Source organism: Bradyrhizobium sp. IC4059, from assembly GCF_020193615.1.
Taxonomy (GTDB): domain Bacteria; phylum Pseudomonadota; class Alphaproteobacteria; order Rhizobiales; family Xanthobacteraceae; genus Bradyrhizobium; species Bradyrhizobium yuanmingense.
The window spans coordinates 411266-427033 of the sequence record NZ_JADYVH010000006.1 but is presented as its reverse complement, the minus strand read 5'-3'; the positions used below and the strand labels follow the sequence as shown (position 1 = coordinate 427033).

The window sequence follows — 15768 nt, the reverse complement described above, 5'->3', positions numbered from 1 at the left end:
TGGTTTCCAATTGGTAAACGAGGCCTTGCCCTGACCCCGCCCGTCATCGTTTGGTTTCGCGACGATCTCCGCCTGTCCGACCACCCCGCCCTCCACGCCGCCGCCACGTCCGGAGCGCCGGTGCTTTGCCTCTACGTACTGGACGAGGCGGCGGGGCGAGCGCCGGGCGGCGCGGCACGCTGGTGGCTGGCGCAGTCGCTGCGGGCGCTCGGAGCCGAGATCGCCGCGCGCGGCGGCTCGCTTGTCCTGCGCAGAGGATCGGCGGCCAAGGTGATCCCTGAGGTGGTGCGACAGAGCGGTGCCCGCGCCGTCTACTGGAACGAGATCGCGCAGGCGCCGCATCAGGCGGTTGAACGACAGCTCGAAGCGGCCCTGACAAAGCTGGGCATGCACGCGCAGAGCTTTCCCGGCGACCTGCTGGTCCCGCCCGCGGCGATACGCACCAAGGACGGCCGGGGTCTGCGCGTGTTCACCCCGTTCTGGCGCCGCGTACTTTCGCTCGGCGACCCGCCAAAGCCCCTGCCCGCGCCGAAGCAGCTGCGCCCTGCACCGAGCATCGCGAGCGATCGACTGGAGAGCTGGAAGCTCGAGCCGACCACGCCCGATTGGGCGGGCGGCCTGCGCGAGGCATGGAGCCCCGGTGCCGCCTCTGCCCATCTGCGCCTGCGCGACTTCCTCAAGCACACTGTTCGAATGTATGTGGGCGACCGCGACCGTCCGGACCGAGAGGGCACCTCACGGCTGTCGCCGCATCTGCGCTTCGGCGAACTCAGCCCGCGTCAGTTCTGGCACGCCGCCCGGTTTGCCGCGGCGGAAGATCCGGCACGCGGGCAAGGCGTCGAAAAATTGTTGAGCGAGCTCGGCTGGCGCGAATTCTGCCGCCACCTCCTCCACGATCACCCCAACCTTGCCGCCGAAAACCTGCAGACGAACTTCGATGCCTTCCCTTGGCAGCCCGACAAAGAAGCGCTCGCCGCCTGGCAGCGCGGGCGCACCGGATACCCCATCGTCGATGCCGGCCTGCGCGAGCTCTGGCACACCGGCGTGATGCACAACCGGGTGCGGATGGTGGTGGCCTCCTTCCTGGTCAAGCACCTCCTGATCGACTGGCGCGAGGGCGAGGCCTGGTTCTGGGACACGCTGGTCGACGCGGACGCCGGCAGCAATCCCGCCAACTGGCAATGGGTCGCCGGCTGCGGCGCGGACGCTGCGCCCTATTTCCGCGTGTTCAATCCGCAGCTTCAGGGCGAGAAGTTCGATCCTGATGGAGCCTATGTTCGACGCTGGGTTCCGGAGCTGAAGGCCCTGCCCGCCAAGCTGATCCACCGGCCCTGGCAGGCAACGCCGATCGAGCTTGCGAGCGCGGGCATCACGATCGGCAAGACCTATCCGCAGCCGATCGTCGATCATGCCAGGGCACGCGAACGCGCGCTCGCCGCCTACGCAAAGATCCGCAAAGGTTGAGCGTCGCTTTGACACGATTTCGAAACCCGCTATCGTCATCGCTCCATGCAAACCGTGGGGGACGATATGGACGACGAGAAACCGATCACCGAACAGGCGATGGAGACGATCACCACTGCCGTGGAAACGACCAAGGACGCGGCAGTCACCGCAGTCAAGCAGGTGAAGAAAGCCGCCAAGAAGGTCGCGAAGAAAGTAGCGCCGAAGAAGGCGGCCAAGAAGAAAGCCAAGAAGGCTGCGAAGAAGACGACGAAGAAGGCCGCAAAGAAGTCGTCCAAGAAGGCCGCGAAAAAGTCTGCGAAAAAGGCGACCAAGAAAGCCGGCAAGTCGAAGAAGAAGGCCAAGAAGGCCAAGCGCTGATCGCACCGGAAGACGTCTCCGGGTGCGGGCGCGCCCGGAGACAGCCCGCATCTATCCTCGCCGCTTGCTCGGCGTTGAAGCACTTCCGCGTTTCCGGCGAGCCGAACTGCGTGCCGTCAGGACCGCCAATTGACCACAAAGACCGCCGCGGCGCAGAGCGCCATGCCAGCAATGGCAATCGCATCCAGCTTTTCTCCGAACAGCAGATAGGCCATCAGGGCCGTGACGGCCGGAACCAAATAGAACAGGCTCGCGACCGAGGTCGCCGCGGCGTGGCGGATCAGCCAGTACAACAGCCCGATCGATCCGATCGAGAGCGCGACCGCGAGCCAGGCGAGCGCAAGCACAAACTCCCGTGTCCAGTGCACCACGCGATCCTCGAACAGGAAGGCGCCGACCGCGAAGAAGATGGTGACCGCCACGTACTGCACGAGATTGCCGGCGCGCCAGTCGATGTGATTGCAATAGCGGCGCTGATAGAGCGTGCCGAGCGTGATGCTGACCAGCGAGACCACCGAGGCGAGCCAGCCGAGCCCGGCTTCGCCGGTCATCGGACGGTTGTGCAGGATCAGCACCACCCCCCCGAGGCCGAGCACGAGCCCGGCCCATTGCAGCGGCGTGACCCGTTCGCCGAGCCAGCGATTGGCGATGGTCGAGGTCAGGATCGGCTGCAGACCTGGAATCAGCGCCGACAGGCCGGCCGGAATCGAATGCGCGATCGCAATCGCGGTGCCGCCGAGATAGAAGCCGTGGACGAGGATGCCGGCGACGGCGCTGTGCGCGATGCCGGCGCTATCAGGCCATTTCGGCCGGGCGATTCCCGCGATGATTGCCATCAGCCCGACCACGATCGCCATGCGGATGGCGAGATAGGTCAAGGGATCGGCATTGTTGACGACGTATTTGGTGCCGATGAATCCGGTGCTCCAGAGCAGCACGAACAGGATCGGCGCGGCGCGGGCGGCCAGGGCTTCTTGATTATGATTCATTGCCGCCCTCATTGCCCGACCCTCGGCCATGCGGCAATGCGAATTTCGTGGTGACGATATGCTGCGCTGCGACGGAGGATCGCGGTCCGTCTCAGCCGCTCACCATTCGTCCGGGCAGGGATTGACGATCTTCCAGAGCTCGACCCCGTTCTTGATCTTCTTCATGTCCGTGGTGAGCCCGCCATTGCGGCGAATCCAGTCCTTCACCGTGTCGGGGTAGTAGGACATGAGATCGGAGGTACCCTCAGCGCTGGTGACCTTGATGCCGAAGGTGAACGCCTTGTCGTAATAGGCCTGGTGGAAGCCGAGGCTCGCGCGCGGCGTCACGCAGATCTTGTTCATCGGCACGATGCCGAGCACGAGCGTGCAGGCCGAATTGCAGATGCCGTCGATGATGACCCGCTCGCCCTTTTCGCGCACCCGCTTGTACTTGGCCTTGTACTCCTCGACATAGCCGCCGTGGTCGCGCGTGATGTGCAGCTCGGCGCGCGCCGGCGTGGCGGCGGCGAGGCAGAGCAACAGCAGACTCGGAAGCGTGATGCGCATGGCGAGATGACGGCGAAGGCCTTCAGGAATGTACCGGACTCGAGGGGCCGGCAAATGCCCCCGGGCCGGCGGAAGAATTCTGAACCGAATAGTCTTTGGTCATACTTGTGTGGGGAATTCGTTAAGCATCCCGAAAAGGCCAAAAATGGGCAGCTTTGGCCGCATGTCCGGCAATTCTGTCACACCCACCCGGAAATCTGCGGGATTGGCCTTGATTTCTGGCCTCCGGAGCGATGCTTGGCCGCTCGAAATTGCTATAACAGGCTGACCCATTCGAGCGGGTTCCGGAGAATCGAGATGAGCAAGTTGACGCGTGTCGCCGCGGTTGCGGCCCTGACGGCTGCGGTCCTGGCCCCCGCCCTCGCGGAGGCGAACGGCCGCCACCGGTACCACCGCTCCTACGCGAGCCCGCTGCCCTACCCGATCAGCTACCTGCACAATTACGGCCCGGGTATCACCCCCGGCACCTTCGCCTACTATGACGGCCCGGCGACCAACCACTGCTACCGCAGCGCGGCCGCTTATATTGGTCAGGACGGCCGGCGGCACCCCTGCTACTGAGGCGCCGCGGCCGCTGCGGCTCCTCTATTTGGGGGCGCCCGACCGCAGCAACTGCTTCTCGATCTCGTAGACCGGCAGCTTGACGAGGTCCTTGCCGACCTCCCCCTGAAGCGCCTTGCGCAGCCCGTCCGAATAGTCGGCGCGGATCATGCCGAGCGCACGTGGCGAGGCCACCATGGTCAGGGCCGTCGTCTCACCGGAGCTGACGGCGGCATCGAGCCGGCCGGCCAGGCTCCGCAGAAAGGCACGCTCGGCCTCGTCGTGCCAATCGGTCTGCTCGACCGAGCTGCGTGAGCCGCCGACCGCGCCATGCAACCGGCCTGGCGCGTCGGCCCCCTGAGCGGCGGTGGCGGGATTGGGCTGCTCGTGCACCTCCCTGGTGTGGAGGTTCGGAAACATCTCGTCGCCGAGGTTTTCCAGAATGAGCGCCTTGCGCCCGTCGCACACGACCAGCCAGTCACCCTTGTCCATTCTCATCTTGTCCATCGCAACTTCTCCTTGACACTTGCAGACGCCGCATCCGGCATCAGAGCTGTTCTTCGAATTCCTCGGAGGACTTGCCGAATTGCGTCATCGCCTCCTCCAGATAGTCGGCGAGCATTGGCGTACCGATCAGATAGGAGGCGGTACGCTGGTTGTGCGCCTGGGCGGCCTGGGCGCGCAGTTGACGCCAATCGGAGGGATCACTGTCGCCGCGGCCAAGCCAGGTCAGCGCCACGAGATCGATCTGCTCGTCAACATTGAGAGCGCGGATGAAGCCCGCGAGCTCGGCACGGTCGGTGCTTTCGCCGCGCCCACCGCGGCCGTAGCTCATGTCGTCGTCGCCGAAGTCCAGGATGACGCCACCCCCGCCCGCTTCGCTGTCGGACCGGCGCGATTTCGAGATGACGAAGAACACCTTCTCCGGCGAGATCGACAGATCTGGAATGACTCGCATTCAGCTCACCTTGCCCGGCAGCAGGCACCACGCCGCTGCCATGACGGCGACAGTAAGAGCCAAGGCAAACTTGCGAATTGCGCAGGATCAAGCTCAAGTCACGACACGGCCTGCCCGGCCTACGACCCGCTGCCGAGCCGTGAAGTAAGGGTCAGCTCGCCTGTTCATCTGTATTACATTTCGGTTCGGCCACAATTTGATCAGAACAACCTCGATATCCTGCATCGCGTAAGCGAAGGAAGAGACATCATGAACCTCACGACTGGCCGATTGGCCGCGTTCCTGTTCGGCGCCCTCGTTGCATCGTCGACGGCATCCGCCATGCCCATCGCGCCTGCACCTGCGACACCGCAGGTCTCCGGCGTCGAGCAGGTCCGCATGGTCTGCGACGCCTGGGGACGGTGCTGGTGGCGGCCGAACTATTATGGCTACTACTACAGGCCGCGGCCATATTATTACGGCCCGCGGTACTATGGGCCGCCGCGCTATTACGGGCCGCGCCATTATGGGTACTACGGCTATCGCCGCTGGTGACGTTTGAAGGGGCCTTCGGGCCCCTTCGCTTTTGCGAGATCATGTCTTGCGCAGTGGATCACTGGCCCCAAGCCGTTCATGTTTGATCTAGATCAAAGATGAGATCAGCCGAAAAGGTCACTTATGACGATTTAACCGATCGTGTTTCGGTGCTGTCAACATGAAGGTGCAGAGCGTTGAGAAACGGCGATGATCCAACGTACCTCATGGCATGATGTCCGCAATACTACGGCCCTGAAATTCGGTTTACTGAAACTCGATGCTTCGCCATTGATGATGCAGCGATGTTCCTTTGATTGTCTCATTTCAGCGGCCGGCCAGAATCATGTTGTTCGACGACCTCGCTCCCTCCTCTGCGCTTCAACTGATCGGCTTCTCCGATGTCGATGCGTTTCGGCCGATTGAGACGATGGAGGATGCGAGGAGCATTCCGCTCGACATCCCGAACTTCGCGGCGGCCCGAGCCATCGTCTCCCTGCCGGCGTGCCGCATCATCGTGATGAGATCGTTCGCGCGGATCCTAGATACCGCTTATCGCATGCCGAGCGGGATGGTGATCCTGTCGATGAGCGACGATCTTCAGGTCAACTTCAAAGGTGTGGATCTCGACGCCCGCTTCTTCGCTGCCCTCCACGGGGACGATGAGTGCCATTTCGTCGAGCCCCGGACCAATCATCACGCCATGATCATCTTCTCCCCCGAGCTGAGAGACCGGGGCTGGTTCGACCGCGCCGACCATTTGCGCGCCCATGTCGCGAACCGGCCCGCCCTGCTCCACACCCGACAGTTCCTGCTCGATATCCTGCGCACCGCGTCAGTGCAGCCAGACCTGTTCGAGACGACCGAGATTGCGGCCCATCTGCAGGAAGGCCTGCTGCTCGCGCTCGACGATTTGTTTCGAATCGATTCGACGTCGGATCGGAGCACCTCGGTCCACGGCGAGCGGGCGATCAAGCTCGTGCAGCGCATCGACGACTACGTCGCTACATATCCGACCGCACCGATCTATACAGCCGATCTCGCCCGCGAGTTCGACGTCTCGATCCGTACGCTCGGCGGCGCCGTCAGCAAGGTGCGGGGCATGAGCCTGCACCAGTACATTCGCCTGAAGAGGCTGTGGGCGACCCGCGCCCGCCTCCTCAAGGGCGGCGTCACCGTGGCCACCTGCGCACGTGCCCAGGGCTTCCATCATCTCGGCGAATTTGCCGCAGCCTACCGCGCGATCTTCCACGAGGCGCCCTCCGACACGCTGGCACGCGGCCGGCAAAGCGGTGTCCCGGCAGGCTGATGGACGCCGCAAGCCCTCGCGGCGGTGACCCGGCATCCTCGCCGCTTTAGAACATATATGGAACAAAGAGGACTGGCGCGCTCGGAAGGATTCGAACCTCCGACCCTCGGAATCGAAATCCGATGCTCTATCCAGCTGAGCTACGAGCGCCCTGGCCCGAGTAGCGGGCCACCGAAATCCGCCGGCCGGCACTGGCGAGGAGCCAGTACACCCGACGGCGGTCGGATTGGTTCGAATTAGCAGAGAGGCCGGCCAATAAAAAGCCCTTCCCACCTCGATCGAGGCAGCCGAAGGCGCTGTTACCAGGTCGTGTTGAAGAGGCCGAAATGCGGCTGCTGAGCGACCAGCATCATGGGGCGGCCCGGCTGATGCGCCGGTTGCGTCCTGACGATCTTACGCTTGGGCTGAGCCTGGACAGGAGACGCTTGGGCCTGGAACGTCTGGGGCTGGCCCGCGTCGGACTTCCTCGCTGCGGCAGTCCCGGCCCTCGGCTCTGGCGTGAACTGGGCGAAGGTCTCGCGCACCCGCGTCTTGGCAGACATCTCGGCCAAAGCCGGCGACAGGCTCTCCTGTAACGGTGGCTGGGGAGCCGCAACTGCGGCAGTCTGAACCGCGGGTGCGACAATCGTCGGCTGGCTCGTGTCGAGGACGACGCGCTCAGGCAGATGGCGGTCGGACCGGATTCGGATCAGCGGCTGGTCGTTGCTTGCGGTCGCGACGGCCTGCGCTACGGGCGCCGCCGGGAGAACGAAATCCGCCGCGAACAGCAGTGTGAGCAAAGCTCCACCGACAAAGATGAAATACCTAAAGATGGGCATTGGCCGCGCTCCGCCCCCCGCATCCCCGCGTGGGCTCTGCTCGCCTCAACAGGCGATCTTCCAATTGGTTCCTGGCCCAGCCGTTCGGTTCAAATGGTGATGCATAGTTTTCGGCCAAGGACTGCAGAAGGTAACTTTTCAGCTACCGGGACAAGTCGCCTTCAAGCACGGCGTGCTGCAACCGGGGAACATTTTGCCTGATCGGCATTCACGTTAACGAAGCCGATCGGGATACGCACAAAGGTCTTGCGGCTCTTCATGCTGACCGGATCCGCCAGCACGCGGCTGCGGTCGGTCAGATGACTTCCATCGCGCCGCGTGAAGGCGCAGACGATCTCGACATCCTTTACGGCATAGTCGTTGTCGTTTCGCAGCGTGAACGTCACCAGGGCTTTGGAGCCGAGGCCGCCGCGACGCCAGGTCTGTGATGAAATCCTGAGACGACCAAGTTCTGCTGTCGCCGGCACCTGAGCTTCGGACACAGGCGAGGCTACTTTGGACGCATCGCCGGAGGGAGGCGCTTCAACAGCCGCCAGCTCAGGCCTCACCGGCTCAGCACTGTTGCCCTTGGAGAGAGGTAGCAGCATCCAGATGCCGCAACCGACGATGATTGCCGCCAGCAGCCATAGAAGGCTTCGGCCAAATGAGACGCTCGCAATCGTCACCGCCCGCGCCAGTCGTTCGCCGGTGCCGGCCAAGCGCCCCAATCCGAGTCGGTCGAGCCTCGCATTCATGGTTGCACACCGATCGCGACCGCAGCACCAATCGAACATGGGTTTAGTGACAGCTTACCTTAATTCGGGCGACGAACTAAGGTTCCCCCAACGTCATGCGAGTCGGCAACGGCGGTGGTGGCCACCGGCGATACTGCTAGCATGCGCCGTAGCATCGAATAGACCCGTTGGGAGAGTACGAAATGCCGTTCGCCGTCGCTTGGGATCACGTCCATCTGCGCAGCCCCGATCCGGAGGCCACCGCGGCCTGGCTGCAGGACATCCTTGGTGGCGAGATCGTGCGCGCGCCGGGACGAATCGACGTGAACCTCGGCGGAGCCAGGATCTTCATCGCGCCGCTCGAGAGCGACAGCGCCGTCAGCCCGCCACCTCCGCACCCGCATCAGGGCCTCGACCATTTCGGCTTGACGGTGAAGGACATCGACGCGGTCGCCGCCGAGATCAAGGCCAAGGGTGTCACGTTCACGCGCGAGCCGACGACCATTCGTCCCGGCGTACGCATCTGCTTCATCCGCGGGCCTGAAGGCATCTCGATCGAGCTGCTCGAGCGCGACAAGAAATATACCTGACGCGACGGAGCGCCCCGCCGTCCAGGCATCCGAGCCGGCGACAACGTCACGGCAGAAGGCTAAGTCATGCTACCGGGCATAAAGCAGCGGATGGTAACACCCATGTAGCCGTAGATCGGCCAGACCATGGTGCGTCCCACCCGGTTCGGCTCCGAGATCACGGCCTCCGCGGGCACGTCGACCCAGACGAGCTCCTGCTGCTGGCCATCGAGCGCATAGCCATAGCGCGGGACGCGAACGCGATAATGCCCGTCCTTGCTGTCCCAGTCGGAGTCCGAGAGCGCCGAACCGTCGGCATCGGAACAGCAAGGCCCCTTGCCGCTGCGCAGACTGTCGAACCAAGCCTTCAATTCGGGATTGGTGTTGGCGAACTGCCCGCGGTCGCGCGCGTGCCCCGAGGGGGCTGCGAGCGCGATCAAAGCCAACGCGGGCGCCAGCCTCGTCAGGTTTGCCCGGCGTATCGCATCGCCAATCCGCCGTTGTTCGCTTTTGCAATTCGTGGGACGCGCACCGTACAGACGCGGCTCATCGCCGCCGGAATCGATCCAGTTGGTCACGTTCGTCTTGCTCCAGCACCCCGCGGCCAGTGCAACAATGGTTATGCATTTCGCGGGCCAACTCTGATTGGCAACGTCGGGCCTCGCCTCACCATCAGAGCGTCACGACGGTGTCATGGACAAACCGGAACAACTACGGCTCCCAGCCGCCGCGACCGGCCGGCAAACTGCCTCGTTGCGCGCAGGGATGGGCTTTGGCATAAAAGCGGGACCGGTTGCGCCATTGGGCGATGGCGGCCGGCCTACGGGACGTTATGAAAAACGGCCTCTATTCAATTCACGTCACCCTGCTCGATGGTCGAGTCGGCAAGGGCAGCGGCGTGATTCTCTTCCGCGACGGCAAGATTCTCGGCGGCGATGCCTACCTGTATTACACCGGCAGCTACACGGTGAAGGACAACAACAGCTTCAAGGGCGAGGTGCTGGTGCAACGGCACACCTCGCCTCGAGGCGATGACAATCCGCTGTTCGGCGGCCCTGCCCCTGTCGGCATCGGCGTCACCGGCACGTTCACGGACACGCGCGGACAGATGACCGGCACCGCGCTGGTCGGCAAGGCCAGCCAGATCTTCGGCGCGACGCTGCACAAGCTTGCAGACGTCGATTAGCTATTCCGCGGCCTGTTCGAGCGGCGCCACACGCGGCAGGATCATCTGGATGCGCGTACCGCCACCCGGTTCGGAATCGAGATCGAGCCGGCCACCGAGCCGGTTGGTGACGATGCTGTAGACGATGTGCAGCCCGAGGCCGGTGCCGCCTTGGTCGCGCCGCGTGGTGAAAAACGGATCGAAGGCGCGGCGACGGACGTCGAGCGACATCCCGCAGCCATTGTCGGAGAAGATGATCTCGACGTTGTCCTTGCCGGACTCGCGCACCTGGATCTCGATCGTCCCGGGCCGGCCGTCCGGGAAGGCGTGCGCCACCGAGTTCAGAAACAGATTGGTCAGCACCTGGCCGTAGGGGCCGGGATAGCTGTTCATGGTCAGGTCCGGCTGACACTCGACGTTGAGCGTCAGATTATGCTTACGCAGGCCCGGCCGCAGGCTCATCACCACCTGCTCGGTGAGGTCGCCGAGATCGAAAGTACGCTGATCCGAATAGTTGCGGTCGGCGGCGACCTGCTTGAACGACTGGATCAGCTCGGCGGCGCGGTTGAGATTGGAGACGAGCTGCGAGGAAGCATCGCGGCTGGTGCTGAGGAAGTCGTTGAGCGTGGAGCGGCGCAGCTCGCCGCGCTCGACTTCGGCGGTGAACATGGCGGTCTTGCGCTCCAGCGCGGAGGCGACGGTGAGGCTGATGCCGACGGGATTGTTGACCTCGTGGGCGACGCCGGCGACGAGGCGCCCGAGCGCGGCCAGCTTCTCGGCCTCGATCAGGGAGGCCTGGGTCTCGCGGAGATTGCGCAGCGCGGTTTCGGCGGCTTCCTTGGCCTTGCGCATCTCCTGCTCGCCCCGCTTGCGCTCGCCGATATCGAGCGCAACGGTCACGATCCGCTCGATCTCGCCCTCGGCGTCGAGCAGCGGCAACTTGTTGACCAGCCATTGCCGCATGTTGCCGGAGGCGTCCTGATACTCCTCCTCGTAGAAACCGAGACCTTTTCGAAGCTTGAGCACCCGCTTGTCGCTCTCGTCCGACTTGGATGCGCCGTAGCGCGACATCAGGTCGGCCGTGGTGCGGCCGAGCGCCTCGCCGGGCTCGATGCCGAAGATGCCGGCCATGTAGCGGTTCATCAGCACGTAGCGCAGATTGCGATCCTTGACGTTGATCACCGCCGGCACGGTGTCGATGACCTGCTGGAGCAGGCGCCGGCCTTCGGCGATGGCTTCCTCCGCCCGCTTCTGGTCGGTGATGTCGCGCAGCGTGCCCTCGTAGCGGATGATGTTGCCCGCTTCGTCCCGCACGCCCGTGGCGCTGTCGGAGAGCCAGAGGATGTCGCCGCTGCGCTGGCGCACCTGATACTCGAACTCGCGCACCATGCCGTCGCGCGCCATCAACCGCTGGTATTCGGCGCGCGCCTCGGGGTGGACGTAGATCGTGTGGGCGATGTCGCTGATGCTGTCGATCAGCTGCTGCGGGCTGTCGTAGCCCATCATGCGCGCCAGCGCGGGATTGGCGTTGAGGAGGTCACCGGCCGGGGTCGTCACGTAGATGCCGTCGATGGAGCCTTCGAACAGTTTTCGATAGCTCTCCTCGGCGAGCCGCTGCTCGGTGAGCGCGCGCACCGCCGCCTCGCGCGCGGTGTCGGCCTCCTCCAGCGCGCGGCGAAACACTTCGGCCGCCCGCGCAATGTCGCCGATCTCGTTGCCAAGGTCGGCGGACGGAATTGAGACATCTTTCCGGCCGGCGGCAAGCGCGCGAATGGATCGCGCGATCTGGGCGAGCGGACGCACCGTCCTGCGAACGACGAACCAGGCAGCGCCGATGCCGATCAGCACGCCGACCGTGCCGAGCACGATGCTCTGCCATCGCGCCTCGGTCAGTGTCCGGGCGAAGTCGCGCGACAGCACGTGACCGCGTCGGGAGCTGACCTCGCGCAGCAATTCGGTGACGCGGCCGATCAGCCGTCCTTCCGTTCCCAGCACCTCGCGATCGATGTCGGCGATCTGCCGCTCGCGGACGGCGACGGCCATGATCGCCTCGGCATAGTCGTTCACCGCCGACTTCAGCTTGGCATCGGCAATATCGAGCCCCCGCATTCCCTGTGCAGCCTGCTCGGCTGCGGACGGGTTGCGCGCGAGCAGCCCGATCGCGATCCGGCCCTGTGCCTCGGACAGGCGGGACGCCAGCTCGCGGTCCGCGGTGCCTTCAACCGCTGCGTCGAATTGTTCGCGCAGCGGCGGCAGTCCGGCGAGCAGCTGGGCGCGGCGGTCGATCAGCGTGGAGATCCGCTCGAGGCCGGAGCGATAGGTTGCGAGCCGCTCGGTGACCCCGTCGAGCATGTCCTGCTGCTCGGGCGCGAGCTCGATGCGGGTCTTCTTCAGGATGTCGCTGAGCGTCGAGGCCGCCTCGCCGACCTGCTGGAACTGGATGCCGGCACCGGGATCTGTGACGAAGTCGCGCGCGGCAAGACGCAGTTCGTTCATGCGGCGATCGATGTCCTCGGCGAGGTCACCGACGCTCTGCAGCCGCTGCAGCTCGGCGAAGGTCGAATCGATGTGCCGGATCGCAATCACGCTCGCAGTCGAGGTGACAATGATCACCGCCAGCACCAACAGGAAGCTACCGAAGGTGAGCTGGCCGATGGAGAGCGAGAAGGTTCGCCTTTTCTCAGGGGGCGGCGTCAATTCGGCGGACATTGGTGGTTTGAGGACCGGACTGCTGGAGGTCCAATATACGACGTATTCCTGCCCGGGGGGAACATGCCTCGGGACGCGGAATATCGTTAATATCAGGACTTGCCGCCCGCTTCAGCTTTACGACAGTTTGACGCTGGCCGCCCCGCGCGCCGGGATTCATCGATACTTCGCCGCCTGTCGAAGTGTGCTAGCCGACGGGGCCGACGTCGAACACCTCGCCGTCATAGCCGGCCTCGCGGGGGATGCGGAGCTGACGGCCGGTTTCGGTTTTGGTCATCACCGGCATCACCGTAACGATCGAGAGGCCGCGGGCGTGCTCCAGCGCCGCGCTCACGCTTCCCTGCTTGGCGAGCCGGATCAGAATGCGCGTGGTCGGGAACGGCAGCTTGAAGCGGCCGCTTTCGCCGCCCTCCACCGCCTCGCGCGCTGACAGCCAGATCGAATCGGTGGACTCCCGCCCGTCGTGGGCGCCGAGCTGGTCGGGCGGCGCGGCCGCGAGGAAGAACCAGGTATCGAAGCGCTTCGGCATGCCCTCCGGCGTGATCCAGTGTGCGTAAGGCACCAGCGTGTCGAGCGCGAGCTGGAGGCCATTGTCGTCGAGGATCTTCAGGAAGCTGATCTTGTGCTCGTTGAGGGCAACGCGGTGCGCGTCAGCGATCTCGCCGGCGCGGTTGGCATCGACCGCCAGGCCAGTCTGCCTCGATCGCGCCAGCAGGATGCCGCTCTCCTCGAAGGTCTCGCGGATCGCGGCGATCCGGAAGCCGCGGTCCGCTTCGCTGAGGCTTTCGCCGCCCGAATAGAGGTCGGCGCGGGCGACGATCTCGTTGTCGCCGGCATCGACGCTGCCACCGGGAAACACCAGCGCGCCCGAGTTGAACTCGATCTGATGATGGCGGACCATCATGAAGACTTCGATTTCCTTAGTGCCGTCGCGCAGCAGGAGGATCGTCGAGGCCGGGCGTGATGCTGATGTCTCGGCCATGCAACTAGCCTGCGGCGCTGGATTGCGGGCCGAGATTGGCGCGCTTGTCGAAACGGGCGACCCGCGACAAGAGATAGTCGACCTCGGCCTTCGCCGTCGCCGTCATCGTCGCACCGGGCTTGCGCTGCGCGCTGGAAGCGATGATACCACGCTTCTGCAGCACGTATTTGCGCACGGTGAGGCCGACGCCGGGCTGTTGCTCGTAGCGGATCAGCGGCAGATGCGCGTCGAAGATGTCATGTGCCGCGTCGCGCTTGCCGGCCTTGGAGAGGTTCACGACGTCGATCAGGAGCTCCGGGAAGGCATAGCCGGTCATGGCGCCGTCGGCGCCGCGCTCCATCTCGAAGTCCAGGAAGGTGCCGCCATTGCCGCAGAGGATCGAGAGCGGACGGAGCGAGCCGTCCTTCTGGAAGCCGCGTAGTGTCGAGATCTTCTCCAGGCCCGGCCAGTCCTCGTGCTTGAGCATCACGCAGTTCGGATTGTCCATGACGATCTTGCGGATCACGGCGGGGGTGAACACCACCTGCAAGGTCAGCGGATAGTCCTGCAGCACCCAGGGCACATCAGGGCCGATGGCTTCCGCCGCCTGCTTGAAATAGCCGATGATCTGGTCGTCGGTGCGAAGCGAGGGCGGCGGCGCGATCATGACGCCGGCCGCGCCCGCATCCATCGAAGCCTTGGCCAGCGAACGCATGGTGGCAAAGCCCGGCGCGGAGACGCCGACGATCACCTGCATCTTCTTGGCGCGCTTGACGTAGCGCACCGCGACCTGCTCGGCCTCGACGGCATCAAGCTTGGGGGCTTCACCAAGAATGCCCAGCACCGTGACGCCGTCGCAGCCGACCTCCTCGTAGAAATCGGTCAGGCGGTCGATCGAGCGCTCGTCGATCCGGCCGTCGCCGTGGAACGGCGTCGGCGCGATTGCGAAGGTGCCCTTGGCGTCGGCGGTGAGTTTCATCGGTCCTCGTCTTTCTCTAATCTGTCATTCCGGGGCGCGACGCAGTCGCGAGCCCGGAATCCATAACCACGATCCGGAGTATGGATCCCGGGCTCACGCTTCGCGTGCCCCGAGATGACGGCCTTCTAAAACCGCCGTGCCCCCATCTTGATCTGCTCCTCGGAGAAGAAGATCTCCTTGGCATGATCGACAATGTCCTGGGCGTTCCAGCCCGAGTGCGGCGGCTTCCAGCCTTCCATTTCCATCATCCGCATCTCGCGCACGCCGCGGGGCCCGGACACGCCCAGCACCTTGCCGGTCTGGTCGCCCGACAAATCGCTGACCATGTATAGCACGGCCGGCGCGATGCCGTCCGGCCCGAGCGCGGCGCCGGGGTTCTCCTTATAGCGGGGCAGGTCTGCGGTCATGCGGGTCAGGGCGCCCGGGGCCAGCGTCCAGATCCGGATGTTGTACTTGCGGCCCTCGATCGCGAGCACGTTGGACAGGCCCCAGATGCCGCCCTTCGCGGCGCCGTAGTTGGTCTGGCCGAAATTGCCGATCAACCCTGATGTCGAGGAGGTGTTGACGATGACGCCGCCGCCGTTTTCCCGCATCCAGCGAAACACCGGCATGGTGCAACAAAAGGCACCCTTCAGATGGACCTTGATGACCTTGTCCCAGTCGGCCTCGCTGGCCTTGTGAAAGGTCTGGTCGCGCAAAATGCCGGCATTGTTGACCAGGATGTCGGCCCGGCCGAAATGCTTGATGGCGTCGTCGAACACCGACTGTCCGCCTTCCATGGTGGAGATGTCGGCACCGTTCGCGACCGCCTTGCCGCCCTGGGCCTTGATCGCGTCCACGACCTGCTGCGCCATGGACTTGTCGGCGCCGGAGCCGTCGCGGGGACCGCCGAGATCGTTGACCACGACCGAGGCCCCTTCCCGCGCGAACAGCTTTGCGTAGGCCTCACCGAGCCCGCCGCCCGCGCCGGTGATCAGCGCGACCTTGCCGTCGAGTAGTCCCATGGTGGCGTCTCCCTGTTTGTTTTTCTTCCACCTCTCCCCGCTTGCGGGGAGAGGTCGATCGCGTAGCGATCGGGTGAGGGGGTACAGGTCTCAATACCGTCCCGACTCGTGGTGAGAGCCCCTCACCCCACCCTCTCCCCGCAAGCGGGGCGAGGGAGTGAAACGCCGGTG

The 15768-nt window shown here is 64.6% G+C and carries 18 protein-coding genes and 1 tRNA gene; 7 read left to right on the top strand and 12 right to left on the bottom strand.

What is annotated here, in order from left to right; translation table 11 throughout:
* Window positions 1-72: 72 nt before the first annotated feature.
* Window positions 73-1464, top strand: coding sequence for a deoxyribodipyrimidine photo-lyase (locus I6F12_RS21415; protein WP_249787029.1), 1392 nt, complete (start codon window positions 73-75; stop codon window positions 1462-1464).
* Window positions 1465-1530: 66 nt separating this feature from the next.
* Complete coding sequence (locus I6F12_RS21410) at window positions 1531-1824, top strand: hypothetical protein (protein WP_036011186.1); 294 nt, start codon at window positions 1531-1533, stop codon at window positions 1822-1824.
* Window positions 1825-1940: 116 nt separating this feature from the next.
* Here the strand turns inward: I6F12_RS21410 and I6F12_RS21405 are convergent, their stop codons facing one another.
* Both I6F12_RS21405 and I6F12_RS21400 read right to left on the bottom strand, forming a co-directional pair.
* Entirely contained in the window at window positions 1941-2813 is an 873-nt protein-coding gene (locus I6F12_RS21405; protein ID WP_225139888.1) for a DMT family transporter, read from the bottom strand.
* A gap of 99 nt (window positions 2814-2912) precedes the next feature.
* Window positions 2913-3359, bottom strand: coding sequence for a hypothetical protein (locus tag I6F12_RS21400; protein ID WP_036011182.1), 447 nt, complete (start codon window positions 3357-3359; stop codon window positions 2913-2915).
* Between the two features lie 297 nt (window positions 3360-3656).
* Between I6F12_RS21400 and I6F12_RS21395 the strand changes: the two genes are divergently transcribed.
* Window positions 3657-3920, top strand: coding sequence for a hypothetical protein (locus I6F12_RS21395; protein WP_225113203.1), 264 nt, complete (start codon window positions 3657-3659; stop codon window positions 3918-3920).
* A 24-nt stretch (window positions 3921-3944) separates the two neighbouring features.
* Here I6F12_RS21395 and I6F12_RS21390 read toward each other — a convergent pair whose 3' ends face one another.
* Both I6F12_RS21390 and I6F12_RS21385 read right to left on the bottom strand, forming a co-directional pair.
* Entirely contained in the window at window positions 3945-4406 is a 462-nt protein-coding gene (locus I6F12_RS21390) for a host attachment protein (protein WP_225157163.1), read from the bottom strand.
* A 40-nt stretch (window positions 4407-4446) separates the two neighbouring features.
* Window positions 4447-4857 carry a DUF3775 domain-containing protein gene (locus tag I6F12_RS21385; protein ID WP_225142826.1) on the bottom strand — a complete coding sequence of 137 codons (411 nt, stop codon included), beginning with the start codon at window positions 4855-4857 and terminating at the stop codon, window positions 4447-4449.
* Between the two features lie 249 nt (window positions 4858-5106).
* Between I6F12_RS21385 and I6F12_RS21380 the strand changes: the two genes are divergently transcribed.
* Both I6F12_RS21380 and I6F12_RS21375 read left to right on the top strand, forming a co-directional pair.
* Window positions 5107-5391, top strand: a complete 285-nt coding sequence (locus I6F12_RS21380) for a hypothetical protein (protein WP_036031624.1) — start codon at window positions 5107-5109, stop codon at window positions 5389-5391.
* 325 nt (window positions 5392-5716) lie between these two features.
* Window positions 5717-6679: a helix-turn-helix domain-containing protein gene (locus I6F12_RS21375; protein ID WP_225157162.1), complete on the top strand. Its 963-nt coding sequence runs from the start codon at window positions 5717-5719 to the stop codon at window positions 6677-6679.
* A 73-nt stretch (window positions 6680-6752) separates the two neighbouring features.
* Here the strand turns inward: I6F12_RS21375 and I6F12_RS21370 are convergent.
* The 3 genes from I6F12_RS21370 to I6F12_RS21360 all read right to left on the bottom strand — a co-directional run bounded on the left by I6F12_RS21370 (window position 6753) and on the right by I6F12_RS21360 (window position 8231).
* Window positions 6753-6829 (bottom strand) — tRNA-Arg (locus I6F12_RS21370).
* 149 nt (window positions 6830-6978) lie between these two features.
* On the bottom strand, window positions 6979-7497 hold the full coding sequence (locus I6F12_RS21365) for a hypothetical protein (protein ID WP_225142822.1): 519 nt from the start codon (window positions 7495-7497) through the stop codon (window positions 6979-6981).
* A 161-nt stretch (window positions 7498-7658) separates the two neighbouring features.
* Window positions 7659-8231 (bottom strand): hypothetical protein, encoded by a 573-nt coding sequence (locus I6F12_RS21360; RefSeq protein ID WP_036011161.1) that lies wholly within the window; start codon window positions 8229-8231, stop codon window positions 7659-7661.
* Between the two features lie 182 nt (window positions 8232-8413).
* On the opposite strand from I6F12_RS21360, the gene I6F12_RS21355 reads away from it, so the two are divergent.
* Window positions 8414-8800: a VOC family protein gene (locus I6F12_RS21355; RefSeq protein WP_225157161.1), complete on the top strand. Its 387-nt coding sequence runs from the start codon at window positions 8414-8416 to the stop codon at window positions 8798-8800.
* A 59-nt stretch (window positions 8801-8859) separates the two neighbouring features.
* On the opposite strand, the gene I6F12_RS21350 is transcribed toward I6F12_RS21355, so the two are convergent.
* Complete coding sequence (locus I6F12_RS21350) at window positions 8860-9357, bottom strand: hypothetical protein (RefSeq protein ID WP_225142820.1); 498 nt, start codon at window positions 9355-9357, stop codon at window positions 8860-8862.
* Window positions 9358-9611: 254 nt separating this feature from the next.
* Between I6F12_RS21350 and I6F12_RS21345 the strand changes: the two genes are divergently transcribed.
* Complete coding sequence (locus I6F12_RS21345; protein ID WP_036011154.1) at window positions 9612-9965, top strand: GrlR family regulatory protein; 354 nt, start codon at window positions 9612-9614, stop codon at window positions 9963-9965.
* On the opposite strand, the gene I6F12_RS21340 is transcribed toward I6F12_RS21345, so the two are convergent.
* From I6F12_RS21340 to I6F12_RS21325, 4 genes are all read right to left on the bottom strand, one after another.
* A complete protein-coding gene (locus I6F12_RS21340; RefSeq protein WP_036027531.1) occupies window positions 9966-12653 on the bottom strand; it encodes a PAS domain S-box protein in 2688 nt (895 codons plus the stop codon).
* 187 nt (window positions 12654-12840) lie between these two features.
* On the bottom strand, window positions 12841-13635 hold the full coding sequence (locus I6F12_RS21335; RefSeq protein ID WP_225157160.1) for an NUDIX hydrolase: 795 nt from the start codon (window positions 13633-13635) through the stop codon (window positions 12841-12843).
* Window positions 13636-13639: 4 nt separating this feature from the next.
* Window positions 13640-14593, bottom strand: a complete 954-nt coding sequence (locus tag I6F12_RS21330; RefSeq protein ID WP_225157159.1) for a dihydrodipicolinate synthase family protein — start codon at window positions 14591-14593, stop codon at window positions 13640-13642.
* Window positions 14594-14718: 125 nt separating this feature from the next.
* The gene (locus tag I6F12_RS21325) at window positions 14719-15597 is read right to left on the bottom strand and encodes an SDR family oxidoreductase (RefSeq protein ID WP_225157158.1); all 879 of its coding nucleotides are present in this window, start codon (window positions 15595-15597) and stop codon (window positions 14719-14721) included.
* Window positions 15598-15768 lie beyond the last annotated feature (171 nt).

What these genes read in the sequence shown, in the direction of transcription:
- I6F12_RS21380 (WP_036031624.1), top strand. Translation starts at nt 5,107, where the DNA reads ATGAACCTCACGACTGGCCGATTGGCCGCGTTCCTGTTCGGCGCCCTC.
- I6F12_RS21325 (WP_225157158.1), bottom strand. Translation starts at nt 15,597, where the DNA reads ATGGGACTACTCGACGGCAAGGTCGCGCTGATCACCGGCGCGGGCGGC.
- I6F12_RS21365 (WP_225142822.1), bottom strand. Translation starts at nt 7,497, where the DNA reads ATGCCCATCTTTAGGTATTTCATCTTTGTCGGTGGAGCTTTGCTCACA.
- I6F12_RS21360 (WP_036011161.1), bottom strand. Translation starts at nt 8,231, where the DNA reads ATGAATGCGAGGCTCGACCGACTCGGATTGGGGCGCTTGGCCGGCACC.
- I6F12_RS21375 (WP_225157162.1), top strand. Translation starts at nt 5,717, where the DNA reads ATGTTGTTCGACGACCTCGCTCCCTCCTCTGCGCTTCAACTGATCGGC.
- I6F12_RS21405 (WP_225139888.1), bottom strand. Translation starts at nt 2,813, where the DNA reads ATGAATCATAATCAAGAAGCCCTGGCCGCCCGCGCCGCGCCGATCCTG.
- I6F12_RS21410 (WP_036011186.1), top strand. Translation starts at nt 1,531, where the DNA reads ATGGACGACGAGAAACCGATCACCGAACAGGCGATGGAGACGATCACC.
- I6F12_RS21345 (WP_036011154.1), top strand. Translation starts at nt 9,612, where the DNA reads ATGAAAAACGGCCTCTATTCAATTCACGTCACCCTGCTCGATGGTCGA.
- I6F12_RS21330 (WP_225157159.1), bottom strand. Translation starts at nt 14,593, where the DNA reads ATGAAACTCACCGCCGACGCCAAGGGCACCTTCGCAATCGCGCCGACG.
- I6F12_RS21400 (WP_036011182.1), bottom strand. Translation starts at nt 3,359, where the DNA reads ATGCGCATCACGCTTCCGAGTCTGCTGTTGCTCTGCCTCGCCGCCGCC.
- I6F12_RS21390 (WP_225157163.1), bottom strand. Translation starts at nt 4,406, where the DNA reads ATGGACAAGATGAGAATGGACAAGGGTGACTGGCTGGTCGTGTGCGAC.
- I6F12_RS21355 (WP_225157161.1), top strand. Translation starts at nt 8,414, where the DNA reads ATGCCGTTCGCCGTCGCTTGGGATCACGTCCATCTGCGCAGCCCCGAT.
- I6F12_RS21335 (WP_225157160.1), bottom strand. Translation starts at nt 13,635, where the DNA reads ATGGCCGAGACATCAGCATCACGCCCGGCCTCGACGATCCTCCTGCTG.
- I6F12_RS21385 (WP_225142826.1), bottom strand. Translation starts at nt 4,857, where the DNA reads ATGCGAGTCATTCCAGATCTGTCGATCTCGCCGGAGAAGGTGTTCTTC.
- I6F12_RS21340 (WP_036027531.1), bottom strand. Translation starts at nt 12,653, where the DNA reads ATGTCCGCCGAATTGACGCCGCCCCCTGAGAAAAGGCGAACCTTCTCG.
- I6F12_RS21395 (WP_225113203.1), top strand. Translation starts at nt 3,657, where the DNA reads ATGAGCAAGTTGACGCGTGTCGCCGCGGTTGCGGCCCTGACGGCTGCG.